Here is a 15,278-nt window from a genome sequence, read left to right on the forward strand (position 1 = left end):
CATGCACGGAACCACCAGCCGGACCGCTGGTTTGTGGCGGGCGGGCGAGCACACCGCACTCCTGTAGGGCTCCGCAACCCTGTAGGGATCTGTACTCCTGTGGGGATCTGTACTCCTGTGGGGATCTGGGATCTGTTTCGACGCTGCTGTGATCTGCCAGCATGGCCGGATGGACTCTGTTCGTCAGACGGCCGGCTCCGGCTCGCCGCTCGAAGCCGAGATCGGATTCTCCCGGGCGGTCCGCAAAGGGGCACAGGTCGCGGTCGCCGGCACCGCGCCCATCGGGGACGACGGTCGCACCGTGGGTAGAGGCGATGTCTACGCCCAGACCGTGAGGTGCCTGGACATTGCCGTGGTTGCGTTGAAAGCAGTCGGGGCCGCGCCGGGGGATGTCGTGCGGACCCGCATCATGCTCACGGACGTGACCCGTTGGAAGGACGCCGCACGGGCGCACGGAGAGCGGTTCGCGACGGTCCGGCCGGCCTGCACCTTCGTTGAGGTGTCCCGTTTCATCGATGCCGACTGGCTCGTCGAGATCGAGCTCGACGCCGTGGTCGACTGACGCGGTCGACTGACGTCCTTGCGTGCCGGCCCTCGATGTCCGGGACGGGTGCTTCCGGGACCGGAGGCACCCACCCACCACCCGTCGGTACGTCAACTAGGTTCAGCCGCCCCCGTGCAGGAGCCTTCTTGTCAGTGCGTGTCGGACGAGTTGATGCACAGGCTGCCGCCGGAGGGGTTCAGCACCCCGAGGAGGACGTCGACGGTGTTCCCACAGATGTTGAGGGGAATCCGGACCGGAATCTGGATCGTGTTCCCGGACAGCACGCCCGGAGATTCGACGGCAGCGCCGTCGGCGTCGCTGTGCGCTGCGGCGGTCCCGGCACCGCCCAGGAGCGCGCTGATCACCAACGCGAGGGCTGGGGCGGCGGTGCGGAGGTTCATCGGGGCTCCCTTTGGTGGACGGCAGAGGAGGCCATGCAACGGCGTGTTGCTGTCCGTTGTCGGCATTCATCCCTCGGTGGGCGGGTCACCCCCGCAGGCTGCCGCCGCTCCCCCGCGGGCCCGCCCCATCCGACAGGGGGTGTCCAGGCCGCCCGCCCCGGCCCCTGACCGAACCCGCACGTACAGCACACTCCAACACAGCGAACTCCAACAGAGCGAACTGCGGCACAGCGAAATCCAACACAGCGAACTCCGGCACTGCGACGGCACACCGAACTCGGGCACACAGAAAGGGCCTTGCCGCACTCTCGTGCGGCAAGGCCCTGGACCTGAGCGTGTGGGACGAGACCGCCGGGGCTCAGCCTTCGCTGACCCCGAGCCTCTCCAGGATCAGTTCCTTGACGCGTGCGGCGTCCGCCTGACCCCGCGTGGCCTTCATGACCGCGCCCACCAGCGCGCCCACGGCAGCGACCTTCCCACCGCGGATCTTGTCCGCGACGGCTGCGTTCGAGGCGATCGCCTCGTCGACTGCGGTGCCCAGGGCGCCATCGTCGGAGACGACCTTCAGTCCGCGCTTCTCCACGACGGTGTCCGGACCGCCCTCACCCGCGAGGACGCCCTCGATGACCTGTCGGGCCAGCTTGTCGTTGAGATCGCCGGCGGCGACCAGCGCGGTCACCCGGGCGACCTGCTCCGGGGTGATCGGCAGTTCGTCCAGAGCCCGACCGGACTCATTGGCGTTCCGCGCGAGCTCGCCCATCCACCACTTGCGGGCCTGGTCGGACGGGGCACCGGCCTCGATGGTCGCGACGATCAGGTCCACCGCACCGGCGTTGAGGATCGACTGCATGTCGTGCTCGGTGACGCCCCAGTCCTCGCGCAGCCGCTTGCGGCGCAGACGCGGCAGCTCGGGCAGACCCGCACGCAACTCCTCCACCCACTCTCGGGGCGGAGCGACGGGGACGAGGTCGGGCTCCGGGAAGTACCGGTAGTCCTCAGCGTTGTCCTTGATCCGTCCGGAGGTGGTGGAGCCGTCCTCCTCGTGGAAGTGACGGGTCTCCTGGACGATCGTCCCGCCGGCTCCCAGTACGGCGGCGTGCCGCTGGATCTCGAACCGGGCCGCGCGCTCCACGCTCCGGAGCGAGTTGACGTTCTTCGTCTCACTGCGGGTGCCGAACGTCTGGGTGCCGTTGGGACGCAGGGAGAGGTTCACGTCGCAGCGCATCTGGCCCTTGTCCATCCGGGCCTCGGAGACTCCGAGCGCCCTGATGAGCTCGCGCAGCTCGGCGACGTACGCCTTGGCGACCTCGGGTGCCCGCTCGCCGGCGCCCTCGATGGGCTTGGTGACGATCTCGATGAGCGGGATGCCGGCCCGGTTGTAGTCGAGCAGCGAGTGGGACGCGCCGTGGATGCGGCCGGTGGCACCGCCGACGTGGGTCGACTTGCCGGTGTCCTCCTCCATGTGGGCGCGCTCGATCTCGACCCGGAAGACCTCGCCGTCCTCCAGCTGGACGTCCAGATAGCCGTTGAAGGCGATCGGCTCGTCGTACTGGGAGGTCTGGAAGTTCTTCGGCATATCCGGATAGAAGTAGTTCTTCCGGGCGAATCGGCACCATTCGGCGATCTCGCAGTGGAGCGCGAGGCCGATCTTGATGGCGGACTCGATGCCGATCGCATTGACGACCGGGAGCGAGCCGGGCAGGCCGAGGCAGGTGGGGCAGGTCTGCGAGTTGGGCTCGGCGCCCAGCTCGGTGGAGCAGCCGCAGAACATCTTCGTCCGCGTACCCAGCTCGACATGGACCTCAAGGCCCATGACGGGGTCGTACTCGGCAAGAGCGGCCTCGTACGACACCAGTTCAGTGACGGTCACGGTGAAACTTTCCCTCTCAGCCGAACAGGACGTCGTCGTCGCCGATGCGCTTGAGCTCGCGCAGCAGCAGGGCGACGCCGGTGACGATGGCGGCGGCGGAGATCGCGGCGTCGAGCAGCCGGAGCGTGTCGTGCTCGCTGCGGGCCTTCTTCGCCTGCTTGAGCACGCTCACCGCACCGAATGCGGTGGTCCCGATCGACAGGTACGTCCCGGTCTTCGACTTCTTGAAGCCCTTGGCCTTGGTCAGTGCACTCACAGCGACGGTGCCTCCTCAAGCAGCGGATGCCCCCACCTTTCCACGAAGGCCGCTTCGACGGCGGCGCCGACCTTGTACAGCCGGTCGTCCTTCATGGCCGGGGCGATGATCTGTAGTCCGACCGGGAGGTTGTCCTCCGGCGCCAGCCCGCAGGGAAGCGACATTGCCGCGTTGCCGGCCAGGTTGGTCGGAATGGTGCACAGGTCGGCAAGGTACATCGCCATCGGGTCGTCCGCGCGCTCACCGATGGGGAACGCCGTGGTCGGAGTGGTCGGCGAGACGATCACATCGACCTGCTCGAACGCCTGGTCGAACTCCTGCTTGATCAGTGTCCGGACCTTCTGGGCACTGCCGTAGTAGGCGTCGTAGTAGCCGGAGCTCAGCGCGTACGTACCGAGGATGATCCGGCGCTTGACCTCGTCGCCGAAACCGGCCTCGCGGGTCAGCGCAGTGACGTCCTCGGCCGACTTCGTACCGTCGTCACCCACGCGCAGGCCGTAGCGCATCGCGTCGAACCGGGCGAGGTTCGACGAGCACTCGGACGGCGCGATGAGGTAGTAGGCGGAGAGCGCCAGGTCGAACGAGGGACAGTCCAGCTCGACGATCTCCGCACCCAGCGACTTCAGCAGTTCGACCGACTCGTCGAACCGCTGCACCACGCCGGGCTGGTAGCCCTCGCCGCGGAACTGCTGGACCACGCCGACCCGCATCCCCGCCACGCTGCCGTTGCGCGCCGCTTCGACGACCGGCGGAACCGGGGCGTTGATGGAGGTGGAGTCCAGCGGGTCGTGCCCGGCGATGACCTCGTGCAGCAGAGCGGCGTCCAGCACCGTGCGGGCGCAGGGACCGCCCTGGTCGAGGGAGGAGGAGAAGGCGACCATGCCGTAGCGGGAGACTCCGCCGTAGGTGGGCTTGACGCCGACCGTGCCGGTGACGGCAGCGGGCTGGCGGATGGAGCCGCCGGTGTCCGTGCCGATGGCCAGTGGCGCCTCGTAGGAGGCCAGGGCGGCGCTGGAGCCGCCCCCGGAGCCACCGGGGATGCGCGTCAGGTCCCAGGGGTTGCCGGTGGGCCCGTAGGCGCTGTTCTCGGTGGAGGACCCCATGGCGAACTCGTCCATGTTGGTCTTGCCGAGGATGACGACGTCGGCCTCCTTGAGCTTGCGCGTCAAGGTGGCGTCGTACGGCGGGATCCAGCCTTCGAGGATCTTGGAGCCGACCGTCGTGGGGATGCCCTTGGTCGTGAAGATGTCCTTCAGGGCGAGCGGGACACCGGCGAGCGGGCCGAGTTCCTGACCGGCCGCCCGCTTGGCGTCGACGGCGCGCGCCTGGGCGAGGGCACCCTCGCGATCCACGTGGAGGAAGGCGTGCACCTTCTCGTCGATGGCGTCGATCCGAGCCAGATGGGCCTCGGTGACCTCGACGGCCGTGAGCTCGCCTGCGGCGATCTTCGCGGCGATCTCGGCCGCGGTGAGCTTGATGATGTCCGACATCGTGATTAGTCCTCCCCCAGGATCTGCGGCACCTTGAAACGCTGCTGCTCCTGGGCAGGAGCGCCGGAGAGCGCCTGCTCGGGGGTGAGCGAGGGACGGACCTCGTCCGCGCGCATGACGTTGGTCAGCGGCAGTGGATGGGAGGTCGGGGGTACGTCTTGATCGGCGACCTCGGCGACGCGGGCGACCGCGCCGATGATGTCGCCGAGCTGACCGGCGAAGTGGTCGAGTTCCTCGCCGGAAAGCTCCAGACGCGCCAGCCGGGCGAGGTGGGCGACCTCCTCGCGCGTAATGCCAGGCATGCAGCGATCCTCAGGGGTGAGTGCGTGTGGTTTGGCCCAATCCTATGGGGCAGGGGCGGGTGACCACGAAACGGTTCTCCCGCTCGCCCCTCTCACCGCTGTTGTATCTGCTCTCACTTGGTGCCCTCATAGCTGCTCTGGTCGCTGCCCTGATCGCTGCTCGTCGCCGGAAGCAGCCGGGGTCCATACCCACCGGAGAGCTGCCGTGAGCCCGCCGCCCCGCGCCCGCGGCCGGGACTGCGCCGGGGACGAGGGACCGGATCAACGGCATGGGGGCTCGGCCACCGGTGGCGTACCCCCCGGACAGGTACGGAAGGGGGCGTACGCGTGCACGACCACGGCCTGTGCCGCCGGTTCAGGGGACCGCCTGGCCGGGGTTGTCGACGGCCGGATGGGGAGCCGTGGCGGCGGTGTGCGCCGCCGTGGGTGCCGAGGCAGCCGCGGTGGGAGCGGGCGGGATGGCCGCCGGTGCCGCGGCGGCGGATTCCACATGGCGCTGCCAACCCCGCTCACCTCGGGCCCGCAACCAGGCGGTGGCCTCCTGCGGAGGCATGGCCGCGGCCACCAGCCAGCCCTGTACGGCGTCACACCCCAGATCCCGCAGCCGCTCCCAGGTCTCGTCGTCCTCGACGCCCTCGGCGACGACCAGTAGTCCGAGGGAGTGCGCGAGGTCCACGGTGCAACGGACGATCTCCGCGTCCTCGTTGTCCACCGCCAGCCGGGCCACGAACGAGCGGTCGATCTTCAGCTCGCTGACGGGGAGCCGGCGCAGGTGTACGAGGGACGAGTACCCGGTGCCGAAGTCGTCCAGGGACATCTTGACCCCGTGGTCGGTCAGCCCTGCGAGGGTGTCCGCGGCTCGCTGGGGGTCTTCCAGCAGGACGTGCTCGGTGATCTCCAGTTGGAGCGAGGACGCGGGGACGCCGTGCCGGGCCAGGCGCGCGGCGACCGAGCCGGCGAACCCCGGAGTGTGCACGTCGCGCGGGGAGACGTTGACCGCGACCGGCACGTCCAACCCCTGGGCACGCCATTCGGCGACCTGCGCCAAGGCGGTGTCGAGCACGTACTCGGTCAGGTGCGGCATCAGGCCGGAGGACTCGGCGATCGCGATGAATTCGTCGGGGGGCACCCTGCCGCGGTCCGGATGGACCCAGCGCACCAGGGCTTCCAAGCCGGCGACGTGCCCGTCGAACCGGACCTTGGGCTGGTAGTGCAGCTCCACCTCGCGCGCATCGAGGGCCCTGCGGAGATCGCCCAGCAGACCGAGCCGGTCGGGGGTGTTGCTGTCGCGCTTGGACTCGTACACCTCGACGCCCGTACGGTCGCGCTTGGCCTGGTACATCGCCACGTCCGCACGGCGCAGCAGCCCCTCGGCGTCCAGGGCGTGCTCCGGGAAGACGGCGACGCCCGCGCTGGCCTCCAGGACGAGGGTGAGTCCATCCAGGTCGAGCGGCGAGGACAGCTCTGTGGCCAGTTGGCGGGCGATGCGCTGGGCGCTGGTGATGGAGTCCGCAGTGGGCAGCAGCACGGCGAACTCGTCGCCGCCGAGCCGGGCCGCTTCCGCGCCGCGCGGCAGGGCGTGCCTCAGCCGCTGGGCTATCTGGAGCAGAAGACGATCGCCCGCCAGATGGCCGAGCGTGTCATTGACCGAGCGGAACCGATCGAGGTCGATCAGGACGAGCGCGGCGCGCGTCCCGCTGTTCTCCGCGTCCTCCAGGGCGTTCCAGGTCCGCTCCAGCAACCACTGCCGGTTGGGCAGTCCGGTGAGGGGGTCGCGCAGCTGCTCCTCGGCTCGGGCCCGGGCTATCCACAAGGTGGAGTCCAGCGCTATCAGCGGTACGGCGAACAGCGGCAGCAGCAGGGGCCGAGCGATGGCGACCACACAGATCAGCGGAGCGATCCCGAGCAGCGCCACCGCTATGAGCCCCTGCCTCAACAGGGCCGTTCGGGCGATGGTGGGCAGCCCTCCGCGCTGGGGGGCGAGGACGAACCACAGCAGCAGTCGGGCGACCGCGAGGTAGACGGTGGCCGCGATGGCGACTTCATGAGCGGTACCGATGCCCCAGTCGAGTGGTACCCAGGGCTCCTTGACGCTCGGTGAGACTCCGAACAGGTCAAGGACGAGCGCGGCTGCTCCCAGTCCCAGGATGTCGGCCGAGCCGTGCACGATGCCGTGCCGCCAGCGGTTGCGGCGCGCGGCGCCGACGAGGGTGACGACGGCCAGGCTGACCAGCCCGGCCGGCAGCCAGCCGTAGAGGAGGAGGACGGCGACGGTGAGCGCCGCTCCGGATCCGGTGCCTCCCCACCAGCGGTCGCGGCCGAGCGCCACCAGGTGCCCGACGATGATTCCGGTGAGGGCGGCGAAGGCCCAGCCCACCGTCGAGCCGGGGAACAGGGCGTGGCCGTGGCGCACGGCGTCGACTATCCCGGCGGTGAGCACCACGGCGGCGCAGGCGACCACCACGGCCGGCAGTTGAGGGGTAAGGCCAGCAAGGGCCGTGGATCCGCGCGGCCGTGAGACCGGGGCGGCGCTCTCGGTCGGTTCCATTCCCGTCCCTCTCACAGCCGGCGGTGCCGATGCTTCGCGATGGTTCCCGTTGTCATGCCACCACGACTGAAATCTCACCACGCGGCCGTGCACGACAGGCGCACGTCTCAACAGTAGGTGGCGGAACGCATTCACGGGCAGCGCTCTACAGCTCTTGCCCGAATGCGACCCGGCCACCCTTATCCGTCTGCTATGCGCTGAACGGGTGACCTGTACCCGTCGTTCCTCTGAAGGAAAAGACGGCTTGTTCCCGTCGGATAAGCCTCTTGCCATTTGTTGGGTGTGCCCATCGTTGACGCCGCGTACGCCCCCTGCGTCACTCCTCTTGCGGCACTGCCGCCTCACGTGCCTCTTCGGGCCCCTGTTCGAGCAGGATGACAAACCCGTTCTCGTCCAGAACCGGCACCTTCAGCTGCATGGCCTTGTCGTACTTAGAACCAGGGTTGTCACCCACCACAACGAACGCAGTTTTCTTAGAAACAGAACCAGTCACTTTTGCACCACGGCTCTGGAGGGCTTCTTTTGCGCCATCCCGCGTATACCGCTCCAGCGTTCCGGTGACGACCACGGTGAGACCTTCGAGCGGGCGGGGGCCCTCGTCCTCTCCGGCGCCCTCCTCCTCCAGCCGTACTCCAGCGGCGGCCCACTTCCGCAGGATCTCCTCGTGCCACGGTTCGGCGAACCACTGCTTGAGGGAAGCCGCGATGATCGCCCCGACGCCATCGGTGGCGGCCAGCTGTTCTTCGGTCGCCTCCCTGATCCGGTCGATGGAACGGAACTCTCGGGCGAGTGCCTCGGCTGCCACCGGACCCACATGGCGGATGGACAGCCCCGTGAGCACCCGGGCGAGCGGACGCTCCTTGGCCGCCGCGATGTTCTCCAACATCCCGACGGCGTTCTTCTTCAACTCGCCCTTCTGGTTGGCGAAGACCGTGACGACCTTCTCCTCACCCGTCTGCGGGTCCCGCTTGGGCAGGCCGCTGTCCTGGTCGAGGACATACGCCTTGATGGGGAGTAGTTGATCGGCCGTCAGAGAGAAGAGGTCGCCCTCGTCCTGGAGCGGCGGGACACCCGGCTCCAGCGGCTTGGTCAGTGCGGCGGCGGCGACATAGCCGAAGTGCTCGATGTCGAGGCATTTGCGGCCGGCGAGGTAGAACAGCCGCTCGCGCAACTGGGCCGGGCAGGAGCGGGCGTTGGGACAGCGCAGATCGATGTCCCCTTCCTTCATCGGCTTCAGGGCGGTGCCGCATTCGGGGCACTCCGCAGGCATGACGAACTCCCGCTCACTGCCGTCCCGCAGGTCGACCACGGGGCCGAGGATCTCCGGAATGACATCGCCCGCCTTGCGCAGGACCACCGTGTCACCGATGAGGACGCCCTTGGCCTTGACCACTTCCTGGTTGTGCAGGGTGGCGAACTCCACCTCGGACCCGGCCACCTTGACCGGCTCCACCTGGGCATACGGGGTGACCCGGCCCGTGCGACCGACGCCGACGCGGATGTTGACGAGCTTGGTGTTGACCTCTTCTGGTGCGTACTTCCAGGCGATGGCCCAACGCGGGGCCCGCGCGGTGGAGCCGAGCCGACCCTGAAGGGGGATCTCGTCGAGCTTGACGACCACGCCGTCGATCTCGTGCTCCATGGAGTGGCGGTTCTCGCCGAAGTGCGCGATGAACTCCCGGACCCCGTCGAGGGAGTCCACCACCTTGTTGTGGCGGGCCGTGGGCAGACCCCACTCCCGCAGCAGGTCGTAGGCGTGGGAGAGGCAGTCGATGTCGAAGCCCGCTCGGGCCCCGATGCCATGGACCACCATGTGCAGCGGAAGGGTCGCGGTGACCCGGGGGTCCTTCTGACGCAGCGATCCGGAGGCCGAGTTGCGCGGGTTGGCGTACGGCTGCTCACCGGCTGCGACCCGGCGGGCGTTCAGCTCAAGGAACTCGTCCATCGGGAAGAAGACCTCGCCGCGGATCTCCACCAGCTCGGGGATGCGCTCGCCCTGCAACCGCTCCGGAATATCCGTGATGGTACGGATGTTCGGTGTGATGTCCTCACCGGTGCGGCCGTCCCCACGCGTCGCCGCCCGGGTGAGTCTGCCCTTCTCGTACGTGAGGTTCACGGCGAGCCCGTCGATCTTGAGCTCGCAGAGGAAGTGGAAGTTCTTGCTCCCCACTTCCCGCTCCACCCGCTCGGCCCAGGCGGCCAGCTCCGCCTCGTCGAAGGCGTTGTCCAGGGAGAGCATCCGCTCCCGGTGCTCGACCTTGGTCAGGTCCGTCTCGTAGTGCCCGGCGACCTTCTGGGTGGGCGAATCGGGCGTGCGCAGCGCCGGGTACTCCTCTTCGAGCGCCTCCAAGGAGCGCAGCAAGGTGTCGAACTCGCCGTCGCTGACGACGGGCTGGTCCTTCACGTAGTACCGGAAGCGGTGCTCCTCGATCTGCTCGGAGAGTTCGGCGTGCCGCTCGCGCGCCTGTACCGGCAGCTCCGCCGACGCCTCCGCCGGCAGTCCCGTCTGCTCTTCGCCAGCCACCGTCATGTCCTCCCGATTCCCAACACCCATTACTCAGGGTTATCTGCGAGTGATCTCGCGGCACGGACGCAGTGGGCGAGCGCCTCCCGTGCGTAAGCCGGGGATGCGCCGGCGAGACCGCATGCGGGAGTGACCACCAGGGACTGGGCTAGAGTCCCCGGGTTCAGCCCCAACCTGCGCCACAGCGTCCGTACACCCATGACGCTACCGCCCGGGTCTGACAATCCGGCGTCGGTGGGAGGTACGACTCCGACGAACAGCTTGGTGCCGCCTTCGACGGCCTCACCCAGTGGCTCCTCGTCACGCTCAGTCAAGAGCCCGAAGTCGAAGGAGAGGCCGGCGGCTCCGGCGCGCCGAAGCAGGGCGAAGGGGACGTCGGCGGCGCAGGAGTGCACGACCACCGTTTCGTCCGCGATCAGGTCACGCAGGGTGGACTCGACGAGTTGGCGGTCGACGGCGCGATGGGTGCGGTAGCCACTGGCGGAGCGGACCTGCCCCCGCAGTACGGCGGTCAGCGACGGCTCGTCGAGTTGGAGCACCACATCGGCGCCCGGCACTCGGCGGCGCACCTCGGCGAGGTGGGTGCGCAGCCCCTCGGCGAGTGAGGCGGCGAGGTCCCGGCAGGCGCCGGGGTCGGAGAGCGTGGATTCGCCGTTGCGCAGCTCCAGCGCTGCGGCGAGCGTCCAGGGGCCCACCACCTGGACCTTCAGCGGTCCTTCGTACCCCTGGGTGTGCTCCTCCAGGGCGTCGAGGTCCTCGCCGAGCCAGGAGCGGGCGCGCCGGGTTTCCCGCCCGGGCCGGTCGCTGATCCGCCAGCCGCTCGGCTCGACGTGCCCGTACAGCTCGACGAGCAGTCCGATGCTGCGCCCGATCATGTCGGCGCCAGGCCCGCGGGCGGGCAGTTCGGGCAGGTGGGGGAAGGCTTCGAAGGAACCGGTGACGGTCTTCGCGGCCTCGCGGGCGTCCGTCCCGGGCATGGATCCGACACCCGTGGCAGGACCCCAGCTGAACTCGTGCTTCTCGCTCTTCTGGCTCACCCGGGAAGGGTACGTCCCGGGCGGTGGGCACCGGTGCCCGCCCGGGCGGTCGAGCACCCGTCCCATCGAGGGCCGCCCGCGGTGGAACGGGCCTCGCCCGGACTCTCAGCGGCCGGGGCGCACGCTCAGATCGGTGATCTCGGCATCCCGCGGCAGGTCGATCGCCGTCACGACGGTCGTCGCGACCGACTCGGGGTCGATCCACTGGGACGGGTCGTACTCCTTGCCCTCCTGGGAGTGCACCTTGGCCTGCATGGGGCTAGCGGTCCGCCCCGGATAGACGGAGGTGACCCGTACTCCGTGTTCGTGCTCCTCCTGGCGCAGGGAGTCGGCGAGCGCCTTGAGCCCGTGCTTGGAGGCCGCGTACACGCCCCACTCGGGGCTCGCCCGGAGTCCGGCGCCGGAGTTGATGAAGACGACGTGCCCCCGGGAAACGCGCAGTTGGGGCAGCAGGAGGCGGGTCAGCTCGGCGGGGGAGATCAGATTGGCGTTGAGCTGCTGGTGCCAGGTCTTCGGGCGCATCTCGGCGATCGGGCCGAGGTCGACGATGCCTGCGACGTGCACCAGCGAGTCGAGCCGGTCGGGCATCGGCTGGTGGGAGAAGGCCCAGGAGATCCGGTCGGGGTCGGCCAGGTCGGCGACGAGGGTGCGCGCCCCGGGGTGGGCGGCGGCGAGTTCCTTGGCGCGGCCGGCGTCGCGCGCCAGCAGGATGAGGTCGTCGCCGCGTGCGTGGAGCCTGCGGGTGACGGCCTCGCCGATGCCCGAGCCCGCGCCGGTGATCAGATGAGTAGCCATGCGGACATGCTCGCACCCTCCTCGCGGGCTACTGCACGCCGGCCGATTCCTCCAGATAGGCGAGGGCGGACACGCCGTCCTCGGCGAAGAAGACGAGATCGGTGAGGGGCAGCGTGAGGAAGCCCTCGGCGTCCATCCGCCGGAACTGGGCCTTGAGCCCGTCGTAGAAGCCGGCGGTGTTGAGCAGGACGACCGGTTTGGTGTGGTGGCCGTGCTTCTTCAGTTCCAGGATCTCGGTGGCCTCGTCGAGCGTCCCGGTGCCTCCCACCATGATCACGACGGCGTCGGCCTTGGCGAGGAGCAGCGCCTTGCGTTCGGCGAGGTCCTTGGCGATCACCATCTCGTCGACGTCGGCGCGGGCCAGGGTGTGCAGGAACTCGACCGAGATCCCGACCAGGCGTCCGCCCGTCTCCCGCACCCCGTCGGCGACGACCTTCATCAGCCCCGTCTCGGAGCCGCCCCAGACCAGGGTGTGGCCGCCTTTGCCGAGGAGTTCGGCGAACTCGCGGGCCGGGCGCGTGTAGCGCTCGTCGAGGTCGGCGGCGGAGAGGAATACGCAGATGTCCATGGGACCACCGTAGGGGGCGCGACGAAGGTGCTGGAGGGCTTCAACTCCCCCCACGTAGGTGATGCGTAAACTTTTCATATTTCAATGGAATGTGCCGCAGAAAATCTCGCACACGAGCGATGAGTTGTCCCACGGCCGACGGTCAGCCCTCTTATGAAGAAGACGAGCCCGACGCTGGGCAAGGTCCACTCCCGGGACGGCACCCCGATCGCCTACGAGCAGCGCGGCGAGGGCCCGCCCCTGATCCTGGTCGGCGGCGCCCTGTGCACGGGAGCGACGGACGCCCCGCTCGCCGAACTCCTCGCTCCGCACTTCACCGTCGTCACCTACGACCGCCGCGGCAGGGGCGCGAGCGGCGCCGGTGGGCGGTACACCGTGGAACGCGAGGTCGAGGACCTCGCCGCGGTGATCGAGGAGTCGGGCACCGATGTCTGTGTCCACGGCACGTCGTCCGGCGGTGGACTGGCCTTGCGAGCCGCCGCGGCCGGGCTGCCCATCACCCAGCTCTCGGTGTACGAACCGCCCTACAGCCCGGCCGCCCGTGTGGACCAGAAACCGGCCCCCTATGTGGCGCTCCTGGACGAACTGCTGGCGAGGGGCGAGCGGGGAGAGGCCCTCGCCGTCTTCCTCACCGAGGCGGGCATGCCGTCCGAGACCATCGCGAACATGCGTCGGGCACCCCTGTGGTCCGCCTTGGAAGCGGTCGCCCACACCCTGCCCCACGACCACGCGGTGATGGGGAACGGCACGGTACCGACGGCCCTGCTGAAGGGCGTCGGCATCCCGGTGATGGTGGTGGACGGCGGCGCCAGCCCGCCCTGGATGCGGGAGGCAGCCGCCCTGGTCTCCCGGGCCCTGCCCCGGGGCAGACACCGCACGCTGACCGGCCAGACCCACGAGGTGGCCCCGCATGTACTGGCCCCGGTGCTGGAGGACTTCTTCACGACCTGAGCGACCGGCGTTTCCCCTCCCACGGCGGCGGGCCGTCCGCCGCCGCCCTGGGCTGCCCGTGCCGCTGGTACCAGGGCTCAGGCCAGCGAGACCGACGCCTTACGGGTCGCGGAGATCGTCGCCGAGCCCACCACGCGGGTGCCGTCGTACAGCACGATCGCCTGGCCGGGAGCGACGCCCCGCACCGGTTCGGTGAAGTGGACCGTCAGCTCATCGCCGTCGAGCGAGGCCGTCACCTCGGTCTCGCCGCCGTGGGCGCGCAGCTGCGCGGTGTACGTGCCCGGTCCGGTGGGAGCCGTTCCGCACCAGCGCGGCCTGATGGCCGTGAGCTCGGTGACGTCGAGCGCCTCGACGGGCCCGACCGTCACGGTGTTGTTGACCGGGGAGATGTCCAGGACATAGCGCGGCTTGCCGTCAGGCGCGGGGTGCCCGATCCGCAGGCCCTTGCGCTGGCCGATCGTGAAGCCGAAGGCGCCGTCATGGGTGCCGAGCTTGGCGCCGGACTCATCGAGGATGTCGCCCTCTGCCGTGCCGAGGCGTCCCGCGAGGAAGCCCTGCGTATCACCGTCGGCGATAAAGCAGATGTCATGGCTGTCCGGCTTCTTGGCGACCGCGAGACCGCGCCGCTCCGCCTCCGCCCGGATCTCACCCTTGGTGGTGAGGGTGTCCCCCAGCGGGAACATCGCATGGGCGAGCTGGCGCTCGTCGAGCACACCGAGGACGTACGACTGGTCCTTGGCCATATCGCTGGCCCGGTGCAGTTCGCGGCTGCCGTCCGCCGCCAGCACGACCGTCGCGTAGTGGCCGGTGCAGACAGCGTCGAAGCCGAGGGCGAGCGCCTTGTCCAGCAGCGCCGCGAACTTGATCTTCTCGTTGCAGCGCAGACAGGGGTTCGGGGTGCGGCCGGCCTCGTACTCGGCGATGAAGTCCTCGACCACGTCCTCACGGAAGCGCTCGGCGAGGTCCCACACATAGAAGGGGATGCCGATGATGTCCGCGGCGCGGCGGGCGTCGCGTGAGTCCTCGATGGTGCAACAGCCGCGCGCACCCGTACGGAAGGACTGCGGGTTCGCGGAGAGGGCCAGGTGCACTCCCGTCACATCGTGTCCGGCCTCGGCGGCGCGGGCGGCGGCAACGGCGGAGTCCACTCCGCCCGACATGGCGGCGAGGACACGAAGGGGGCGCTGGGATGTCTGAGTCATAGCCCTACCAGGGTACGGGCCCCGGGAACCGGGGAGTCGCGGATATACGTTGAACAGCTCATGGGGAGCGATGCACAACGTGGTAGACGCAAGGCGGCCCGGCCGAGGATCGGCAGGCGGGGCATGCTCATCGGTGGTGTGGCCGCGGCGCTGGGCGGCGGCGGATGGCTGGCGCAGGACGAGCTGAGGCGGCTGTGGTGGCAGGTGCCGGGGATGACCAAACCGCGCAAGGAGGGTGAGCTGGACCACCCCGGGGCGGAGTGGACGGCGGCGTCCCGGGCGAACTGGCGGCTGGCGGACCGCCCCGACGACTACCGCATCGACCGTGTGATCATCCATGTCGTCCAGGGGAGCTACCCCACCGCTCTGAAGGTCTTCAAGAACCCGGGCCACGGCGCGGCCACGCACTACGTCGTGCGCAAGGACGGTCATGTCGCCCAGATGATCCGGGAGCTCGACGTGGCCTTCCACGCCGGCAACCGGGATTTCAACGAGCGGAGCATAGGCATCGAGCACGAGGGCTTCGTGGACCGTCCGCAGGACTTCACGGACGCGATGTACCGCAGTTCGGCGAAGCTGACGGCCGGCATCTGCGCGCGCTACGACCTACCGGTGGACCGCGAGCACATCATCGGCCATGTGGAGGTGCCGGGCACGGACCACACGGACCCCGGGCCGCACTGGGACTGGGACCGGTACATCGACCTGGTCAAGCGCGCCCGGACGGCTCCGAAGGCCGACGGCAAGGCCGTGTGACGGTCGCCGTCGAGAACGGCGGCGACCCCGGCCG

Annotated in this window: 14 protein-coding genes; 3 read left to right on the top strand and 11 right to left on the bottom strand. The window is 69.4% G+C overall.

Annotated features, from left to right (window positions below; all coding sequences use genetic code 11):
* Positions 1 to 169: 169 nt before the first annotated feature.
* Positions 170 to 562, top strand: a complete 393-nt coding sequence (locus ACFXJL_RS01045) for a RidA family protein (RefSeq protein WP_384638027.1) — start codon at positions 170 to 172, stop codon at positions 560 to 562.
* Positions 563 to 693: 131 nt separating this feature from the next.
* On the opposite strand, the gene ACFXJL_RS01050 is transcribed toward ACFXJL_RS01045, so the two are convergent.
* From ACFXJL_RS01050 to ACFXJL_RS01095, 10 genes are all read right to left on the bottom strand, one after another.
* The gene (locus tag ACFXJL_RS01050) at positions 694 to 945 is read right to left on the bottom strand and encodes a chaplin (protein ID WP_384638024.1); all 252 of its coding nucleotides are present in this window, start codon (positions 943 to 945) and stop codon (positions 694 to 696) included.
* Positions 946 to 1,303: 358 nt separating this feature from the next.
* The gene (gatB, locus tag ACFXJL_RS01055; protein ID WP_384638020.1) at positions 1,304 to 2,815 is read right to left on the bottom strand and encodes an Asp-tRNA(Asn)/Glu-tRNA(Gln) amidotransferase subunit GatB; all 1,512 of its coding nucleotides are present in this window, start codon (positions 2,813 to 2,815) and stop codon (positions 1,304 to 1,306) included.
* Positions 2,816 to 2,831: 16 nt separating this feature from the next.
* Positions 2,832 to 3,071 (bottom strand): hypothetical protein, encoded by a 240-nt coding sequence (locus tag ACFXJL_RS01060; protein ID WP_329023573.1) that lies wholly within the window; start codon positions 3,069 to 3,071, stop codon positions 2,832 to 2,834.
* Positions 3,068 to 4,561, bottom strand: coding sequence for an Asp-tRNA(Asn)/Glu-tRNA(Gln) amidotransferase subunit GatA (gene gatA / locus ACFXJL_RS01065; protein ID WP_384688190.1), 1,494 nt, complete (start codon positions 4,559 to 4,561; stop codon positions 3,068 to 3,070). The genes ACFXJL_RS01060 and gatA overlap by 4 nt, the downstream gene beginning before the upstream one ends.
* A 5-nt stretch (positions 4,562 to 4,566) precedes the next feature.
* Complete coding sequence (gene gatC, locus ACFXJL_RS01070; protein ID WP_250918118.1) at positions 4,567 to 4,863, bottom strand: Asp-tRNA(Asn)/Glu-tRNA(Gln) amidotransferase subunit GatC; 297 nt, start codon at positions 4,861 to 4,863, stop codon at positions 4,567 to 4,569.
* A gap of 355 nt (positions 4,864 to 5,218) precedes the next feature.
* Positions 5,219 to 7,411: a bifunctional diguanylate cyclase/phosphodiesterase gene (locus ACFXJL_RS01075; RefSeq protein ID WP_358880459.1), complete on the bottom strand. Its 2,193-nt coding sequence runs from the start codon at positions 7,409 to 7,411 to the stop codon at positions 5,219 to 5,221.
* A 316-nt stretch (positions 7,412 to 7,727) separates the two neighbouring features.
* Positions 7,728 to 9,941 carry an NAD-dependent DNA ligase LigA gene (ligA, locus tag ACFXJL_RS01080; protein ID WP_384688194.1) on the bottom strand — a complete coding sequence of 738 codons (2,214 nt, stop codon included), beginning with the start codon at positions 9,939 to 9,941 and terminating at the stop codon, positions 7,728 to 7,730.
* A gap of 23 nt (positions 9,942 to 9,964) precedes the next feature.
* Positions 9,965 to 11,038, bottom strand: a complete 1,074-nt coding sequence (locus ACFXJL_RS01085; RefSeq protein ID WP_384688197.1) for a methionine synthase — start codon at positions 11,036 to 11,038, stop codon at positions 9,965 to 9,967.
* Between the two features lie 39 nt (positions 11,039 to 11,077).
* Positions 11,078 to 11,767, bottom strand: coding sequence for an SDR family oxidoreductase (locus ACFXJL_RS01090; protein ID WP_358880462.1), 690 nt, complete (start codon positions 11,765 to 11,767; stop codon positions 11,078 to 11,080).
* 28 nt (positions 11,768 to 11,795) lie between these two features.
* Entirely contained in the window at positions 11,796 to 12,335 is a 540-nt protein-coding gene (locus ACFXJL_RS01095; protein ID WP_384688200.1) for a TIGR00730 family Rossman fold protein, read from the bottom strand.
* A gap of 153 nt (positions 12,336 to 12,488) precedes the next feature.
* Between ACFXJL_RS01095 and ACFXJL_RS01100 the strand changes: the two genes are divergently transcribed.
* Positions 12,489 to 13,286, top strand: coding sequence for an alpha/beta fold hydrolase (locus tag ACFXJL_RS01100; protein WP_384688203.1), 798 nt, complete (start codon positions 12,489 to 12,491; stop codon positions 13,284 to 13,286).
* Between the two features lie 77 nt (positions 13,287 to 13,363).
* On the opposite strand, the gene mnmA is transcribed toward ACFXJL_RS01100, so the two are convergent.
* Entirely contained in the window at positions 13,364 to 14,488 is a 1,125-nt protein-coding gene (mnmA, locus tag ACFXJL_RS01105; RefSeq protein WP_384688206.1) for a tRNA 2-thiouridine(34) synthase MnmA, read from the bottom strand.
* Between the two features lie 60 nt (positions 14,489 to 14,548).
* Between mnmA and ACFXJL_RS01110 the strand changes: the two genes are divergently transcribed.
* The gene (locus ACFXJL_RS01110; RefSeq protein WP_384688209.1) at positions 14,549 to 15,244 is read left to right on the top strand and encodes an N-acetylmuramoyl-L-alanine amidase; all 696 of its coding nucleotides are present in this window, start codon (positions 14,549 to 14,551) and stop codon (positions 15,242 to 15,244) included.
* The last annotated feature ends 34 nt before the right edge of the window (positions 15,245 to 15,278 follow it).

This window comes from Streptomyces sp. NPDC059256, assembly GCF_042753785.1.
Lineage (GTDB): Bacteria > Actinomycetota > Actinomycetes > Streptomycetales > Streptomycetaceae > Streptomyces.